Genomic DNA, 3192 nt, shown 5'->3' on the forward strand with positions numbered 1-3192 from the left:
GCCGTCCCTACGTCGGTAGGGACTCACTCACCGGGGCTGCTCGTACACCACTCTGCTGGACTCCACTGTGTCCCTCTTGAGTTGGTGGATCTGACTGTCGCAAGCCAAATCCTCCCTGCTCAGGAGGGCATTCTCGTTCTACGCCACGCTCAGGACCTCGACCGACCTCGGTGGATCAGGGCTGACCCGTCGCTTGGTCCTAATGGCCCTCGGGCCGAGCACGGCACGCTGTGCCCGGCCCGGGGGCCTTCGCCGCTTCATCGGACCGTCATCGATGAGCCGAGCTGGCTGGCCGGAGAGAACCCGCGAAGGCGCCGACCAACTCAACAGAAAGTCAACAGAAACTGCGGGATTCCAGGTGTTTCGGCGTGACTGAGCGCGATCGAGCCGCGCTTGCGCGCGCCGCGTTTGCCCAGGTCAGAGGCACTTTCGGCACGTTTCACACCTGAGAAGTGGGTGCGCACCCGCTCTGACCCGGATCCGCGAGTAGCGCGTGACTCGTGACCACGATCGGCTTCGCGGGGTGCTTGTCCAGCGGCGACGGTGCCGGGGCGCGTCGGTGTTCCCGGTGTCGTTCCGGGTGACGGTTCTCCGAGGTCCTGGCGGTGGGGATGTGGCGGCGGCGTCACGCCGCGAGGTTGAGTTCTCGGATACGGGTGAGCACGACCGGCAGTAGGTGGTCGCCGGGGGGCAGTCGCAGGGTCAGGGTGCGGCCGTGACGGACCAGGCGTGCCGGGACGCACAGCAGTTCGTGGCGGAGTCGGGCGGCGTGGGCGCGGCCGTTCTCGTCGATCCCGGTGAGTGTTTGGAGCAGGGTCGAGAGGTTCCCGGCGATCAGCGCGGCCCACATCCACACGGTGTTCACGCCATGGTCGCCGGAGGGGAGCTTGCGGAGCGCGGCGCCGAGTTTGGCCTCGCGGATCCGGTCCTCGATGTCGGTGCGACGCCGGAACCACGCCTCGACCTCGAGGATCGACTCGGCGTTGCCAGCATGGTCGTCGGGCCGGTCGTTGGCCGGGATGTTGGTGACGATGAAGGAGACCGCATACGCGTGGGTCGCGGTGCCCTCCAACGCCAGCGCGAGCTGACCGGCCTCGATGCTGCGACGTCGCCGCGACCGGGGGTCGGCCGAGATCTCCTCGGCATCGACCCGGACCCGCCGCACGATCGTGTAGGTGTCCTGTGGCCACCCCGCTGGGGCGTAGTCGACCGCGGCGACCTGCGCGCCCTGCATTCCGATCGCGTCGGTCCAGGCGTCCTCGGGAATCGATCGGTAGGCACGCCACATCGCGGTGTTCCGCTTCGCAGCGATCGCGAAGTCACAACCCTCCGCCACAGCCGCGTGAGCCAGGTCGGCGGTGAAGTAGCCGGCATCGACGCGGGTGCGCAGCCGATCACGTGCCGCCGCCTGGGCCCGGACGGATTCCGGGATCCCGGCCAACCCACGGCGCAGCATGTCCGCGGCACGCGGCCGGACGTCGTCGTTGCCGGCCAGCAGATCAGCAGCGACGGTGAGGCCGGCCTCGGCCCAAGTCGCCAGATGCGGACGACCCGATCGCTGACCGGCGTAGTTGTAGGCCACGCCCTGCTTCTTCGAGCCGTAGACCTCCACATCTGTGGAGTCCAAGTCCACCGTGACACTCGCGCCGAACTGGACCCGACGCTGGACCGGGAGCAGGTCAAAGGAACGCCTCGCGAGGTCAGCGATCGCGGTCTCGACCCCGGCCAGCTGCTCCGGGCCGAACCGGCGTGCAAGACCCGCCGCGGTCGTCGAGGCCAACACCGGCACCGCGGAGAGCTCGGCTGCGGCGACATCGGCGCGCTGGCGGTCCAACCCGACCAGCGCGTCAGCACCCAGTAGCTGCGACTGCGCCATCCCGACCAGCAGCTCGCCCGCAGACGCACCACGATCGCGCTTCTTGATCGACCCGATCGCCCGGTCGAACCGGCCCACCACGTCGAGCCTGTCGACGAACTCCGCGATCGCCGCAACCCCCGACGTCGCGGTCAACGATGGGTCCGGCGCGCCGATCCGTACACGCTTCCGGACCCGGCCACGACGACGTACTCTCTTCACCGACAAGGTGCTTCTCCAAACTGGACGATCGAAGGCTTCGCAACCCCGATTCTCCAGTCAGGACAGGCACCTTCGTCGTCTCCCGCGCCGCTCACACGGCCACTACTCGCGGATCCGGGTCTGACTAGGTCGTCAGTCCGATTCTGACAGGGCGGTCCAGCTGAAGGCGACCTCGATGGAAGCGATGCGCGCCCCGAAACGCCGGCTGTCCAACATCGTCTACAAGACCATGCTCGACGACGCCCTCAGACATGCCGGATCGGGCGCGGGGACGGGTCCGGGAGGGCAACGGGATAGCGACTCTGACTCCAGCGCGACCGGCTCACAATCCCAACACCGGCACTTCGGACAAGCCACTCCGGGACGAAGCCTAAACCCGCACTACCCAAGGTGTCTTGACACAGAGGGGTGCCAGAGTCGGATGTTGAGCCCACCCTGGCCCGGCTCGAACGGGCCGCCTCTCCCTCCGTGATGCTGGGCGGGCGGTTGGGGTGAACCGGCCCAGCGGAAGGTGCATTGCTCTGGGCCTACGGAGGGTTTCAACGGGCTCGCAAGGACGCGATCAGGAACGCTGTCGCTTTCCTGCGGATCCACTGTGCTGGAGCAGCGTCTCTCCGCGAAGCTCGCGGTTCACCACCTCGTGAGCGATCTCGCTGAGCTTGCGCCCGTGGTCGCGGGCATAGCCTCACGGCACCGTGAAGGCGTCGTTGATCTCCGGGCCCCCAGCGTGAGCGATGACCCCCTTGGCCTGCTCCAAGACGATGCGGCTCGTCAGCGCATGCTGGAGTTGGGAGTTGACCGTCACGTGGTCAGAGATGGCCTTCTCGTTGACGATGGCGACGCAGGCGACGTGCGCCAAGGCTTGGGCGAGGTCAAGGTCGCTGTCCTCGAGACGACCCACTCTCTCTCCGAACAGGTTGAGCGCACCGAGGACGTTCGTCCACAGCGACCGCGCAGGTCGCGGCGAGATTCGGGTGTTCCCGACGATTGGCTTCGCCAAGTCAGGCCGCAGGCGGCTTGAAACAACGCGGCACGCCTCTGGACGAAGAGTGGAGTCCAGCAGAGTGGTGTACGAGCAGCCCCGGTGAGTGAGTCCCTACCGACGTAGGGACGGC

General features: G+C 67.5%; 2 protein-coding genes. Both read right to left on the reverse strand.

The features are described from left to right. Window positions 1-625: 625 nt before the first annotated feature. A complete protein-coding gene (locus ACYVKX_RS04655) occupies window positions 626-2077 on the reverse strand; it encodes an IS1380 family transposase (RefSeq protein ID WP_460829459.1) in 1452 nt (483 codons plus the stop codon). Window positions 2078-2762: 685 nt separating this feature from the next. Further along, a complete protein-coding gene (locus ACYVKX_RS04660; RefSeq protein WP_460829460.1) occupies window positions 2763-2978 on the reverse strand; it encodes an ANTAR domain-containing protein in 216 nt (71 codons plus the stop codon). Between the last annotated feature and the right edge of the window lie 214 nt (window positions 2979-3192).

This window comes from Nocardioides hungaricus, from assembly GCF_054782915.1.